The organism is Aeromonas crassostreae (assembly GCF_054052445.1).
Window position 1 is genome coordinate 1 of record NZ_JBSTYM010000051.1, and the last position, 3393, is coordinate 3393.

Sequence of the window (3393 nt, forward strand, 5' to 3'; positions counted from 1 at the left end):
GGCACGAAGAGAGCGAAGTTACCCTCGCTGCGTGAAGCCAAGACCACAGAAGTACAGTGTGAAAAAAGCCAATAAAAACAATGCCAGTCAGGCTTAACTGACTGGCATTAGCCCATCGGGCTGGCTTTTTGCTGTCTGCATGACGGGCCGTTAGCTCAGCAGCGGCGCAGGCGATACAGGCCCCAGCCGATGAGCAGCCCCCAGCAGGCGGCCCCCACGCCGAGCAGGCTGATGCCGGAGGCGGTGATCAGGAAGGTGAGCAGCGCGGCTTCCCGCTCTTCATCCTGCTGCAGCGCCCCGTGCAGGCTGCTGCCAATGGTGCCGAGCAGTGCCAGCCCGGCCACGCAGGTCACCAGGGCGGTGGGGAAGGCGCTGAACAAGGCGACCACGGTCGCCCCGAAGCAACCGGTCAGCAGGTAGAAGCAACCCGCCCACACGGCGGCAGGCCAGCGGCGAGCGGCGTCGGGATCCACCTCCTTGCCCATGCAGATGGCGGCCGTGATGGCGGCCAGGTTGAAGGCGTAACCACCGAACGGGGCCAGCAGCAGACCGGTAAGGCCGGTCCAGCCGATCAGGGAAGAGGTGGCCGGTTGATAGCCATGGGCACGGAGGATCGCGATGCCGGGCATGTTTTGCGACGTCATGGTGACCAAGAACAGCGGCAGCGCTATCCCCAGCACGGCGTTGATGGAAAAGGTTGGCGAGATCCACACCGGGCTGGAGAGCTGCCAGTGGATCTCAGTCAGCTGCAACTCACCCCTCAGGGCGCAGAGCAGCATGCCGGTGGCCAGGACCAGCACCATGGTATAGCGGGGCCAGAGGTGGCGGCCGAGCAAGAAAGCCAGCAGCAAGGCGCCAAGCAGCAGGGGATCCTGGGGGGCCACCTTGAACAGGTCCAGCCCGAATCTGAGCAACACCCCGGCCAGCATGGCGGCGGCCAGGGGAGCCGGAATGTGGCGCATCAGCCTGTCAAACCAGCCGCTGATGCCGCATAGAGTGATCAGCAAGGAGGAGATGATGAAGGCGCCTATGGCCTCCGCCAGGCTGAAATTGCCCAGGCTGGTGATAAGCAGGGCGGCACCCGGCGTCGACCAGGCCGTCAGTATGGGGGTGCGGTAATAGAAGGAGAGGGCGATGCAGCTCAGCCCCATGCCGATGCCAAGGGCCCAGAGCCAGGAGGCGGTCTGGGCCGCGTCGGCACCGGCGGCACTGGCCGCCTGTATGATGAGCACGACCGAGCTGGTATAGCCGACCAGTACGGCGATGAAGCCGGCGACCAGGTGGGGGAGGGCGAGGGGCATGGGGACATCCTTGTGTCTGCGTGTGCGTTATTGCGTACAATAGGGCTCGAGTATAGGACTGAGCGTTATAGCGCACAAGGGCGGCATCGAATGCAGACCATGAATCAACACCTGGCACAGCGATTGAAGGCGCTGCGCGGCGAGCTGGGCTGGAGCCTGGATGCGGCGGCGCGAGCCACCGGGGTGAGCAAGGCCATGCTTGGCCAGATTGAGCGGGGTGAATCCAGCCCCACGGTGGCGACGCTGTGGAAGATTGCGACCGGTTTTCGGGTCTCCTTCTCCAGCTTTATCGAACCGGCTCCCACGGCGAAGGACGAGGTGCTTTATCGCACCGTCGATGCCATTCGCCAGCAACCCGCCGGGGAGGGCATGCAGGTGGCCCCCCTCTTCCCTTATGAGGGGCGTTTTGGCTTCGAGCTGTTCGAGTTGACCCTGCTGCCCGGCTATCGGCGCGAGTCAGAGCCCCATGAGCCGGGGGTGACCGAGCATGTCATCGTCATCAGCGGTGCCATGGAGGTGCTGTTGGACGGGGAGTGGCGTCTGCTCGAGCAGGGGGCGGCGGTGCGTTTCGCCGCCGATCGGCCCCATGGTTACCGCAATCTGGGGGAGGCTCCTGCCATCTTCCATAACCTGATCCACTACCCGTCGTCTCAGTCTCCCGAGCGGCCTTGATGCTCAGCCCGGGCGACCGTCGGCCCTGGGGCTGGTCAATATGGGGGCATAAATCCAGACGAAGAGGCCATATGCCAGGGACCAGGCCAGGCCACTGATATTCCAGCCGTGCAGGGTGTGGCCGGGCCAGAGCAGCGGGATCAGTACCCGGCATCCTGCCGCCGCAATGACCATGGCGAACGCCCAGCTGATCCGGCGGCCCACCCGCAAGGCACGCCCGCTGTGGCCGAGCGACACCCGCGCTATCATCCCCAGGATCATGGTGCCCATGTCGCCGACGCTGAGCAGATGACTGGCCAGGGACAGGGAGATGGCCAACCCAGCCGCCTGGGCCGAGAGGGCGAGCAGGCCGAGGGGGATAAACAGGTAGGCGAGGTGCAGTGACCACAGCAGGGGGTGGGGGAGCGTCGTCGGCAGGCGCCAGCGCAACTGTCGCCACAGATGCAACCCGGCCGCCACTATATAGAGAGGCACCATGTAGATGCTGGTGGTCCATGGTGTGGGCAGCAGCAGCCAGATCAACAGGATGAGCCACAGGGATGCGAGGGCGGCGCGCTCCAACCACAACAGCGGCGCCGCTTTTTCCCGGCCTGTGCCGCGGGCGGTGAAGAAGGGAATGACGCGTCCGCCCATCACGGCAATCAGGGTCGTGAACAGCAGCACTGTGGTGATCAGCAGATGTTCTGTGACGATCCACTGCTCATGCCACAGCCAGCTTGCCCCGTTGAGCAGCGTCAACACCAGCAGCAGGGGCACGAAGAAGAGGTTACGCCATTGGCGAGTCGCCATGATGGGTTTGGCCAGAAACCAGGCGCACAGTGGTAGCCAGGCCAGATCCGCCATCATCAGCACCGGATTTCCCTCGCCCAGCCAGGGGAGCAGGCACCTCGGCGCCGCCCATAAGCCCACCACCCAGGCCAGTGGCCAGCCGCGTACGCCGGGGTGGGCCGTCCAGTTTTGCACTGCGGTCAGCAGAAAGCCTGCGACGATGGCGGCGCCGAAGCCAAACAGCATCTCATGGGCATGCCACCAGATGGGATTGCCGATACCCGGCATCTGGAGCAAGCCATTGAGCTGTGCCAGCCACCCCAACATGGCCAAGGTAGAGAAGAGGGCTCCGAGCAGGAAGAAAGGCCTGAACCCCAGACGGAACAGAGGCACAATCTGCTCTTCCTTGCGGCTATCCAGAATCTGATGCATGACGGCAACCTTAAATTGACATTTGAAATGGCTATTATAGAGAGGCTCCTCAAATGTTCAATTCAATTCCGGTCAGCGCCTGGATTGCCGGTATTGTGAGCAAAGAAACGGAGGGTTGCTGCATATCTGAGCGAACGCACTCTTTCTGTCATCTTTTTGTCATTCTTCCCTTGCCAGCGGGCGCGCCATCCCTATAATGCGCCCCTACCAGCACGGCGGA

At 63.4% G+C, this 3393-nt stretch carries 3 protein-coding genes; 1 reads left to right on the plus strand and 2 read right to left on the minus strand.

The window, feature by feature from the left end; all coding sequences use genetic code 11:
• Window positions 1–155 precede the first annotated feature (155 nt).
• The gene (locus ACW5W4_RS18805; RefSeq protein ID WP_456690404.1) at window positions 156–1301 is read right to left on the minus strand and encodes a benzoate/H(+) symporter BenE family transporter; all 1146 of its coding nucleotides are present in this window, start codon (window positions 1299–1301) and stop codon (window positions 156–158) included.
• A gap of 90 nt (window positions 1302–1391) precedes the next feature.
• On the opposite strand from ACW5W4_RS18805, the gene ACW5W4_RS18810 reads away from it, so the two are divergent.
• A complete protein-coding gene (locus tag ACW5W4_RS18810) occupies window positions 1392–1973 on the plus strand; it encodes a helix-turn-helix domain-containing protein (protein WP_456690405.1) in 582 nt (193 codons plus the stop codon).
• Window positions 1974–1976: 3 nt separating this feature from the next.
• Here ACW5W4_RS18810 and ACW5W4_RS18815 read toward each other — a convergent pair whose 3' ends face one another.
• The gene (locus ACW5W4_RS18815) at window positions 1977–3173 is read right to left on the minus strand and encodes an NnrS family protein (RefSeq protein ID WP_456690406.1); all 1197 of its coding nucleotides are present in this window, start codon (window positions 3171–3173) and stop codon (window positions 1977–1979) included.
• Window positions 3174–3393 lie beyond the last annotated feature (220 nt).

Excerpts from the sequence above, each read along its gene's own strand:
- ACW5W4_RS18805 (WP_456690404.1), bottom strand. The coding sequence starts at position 1,301 with ATGCCCCTCGCCCTCCCCCACCTGGTCGCCGGCTTCATCGCCGTACTG.
- ACW5W4_RS18815 (WP_456690406.1), bottom strand. The coding sequence starts at position 3,173 with ATGCATCAGATTCTGGATAGCCGCAAGGAAGAGCAGATTGTGCCTCTG.
- ACW5W4_RS18810 (WP_456690405.1), top strand. The coding sequence starts at position 1,392 with ATGCAGACCATGAATCAACACCTGGCACAGCGATTGAAGGCGCTGCGC.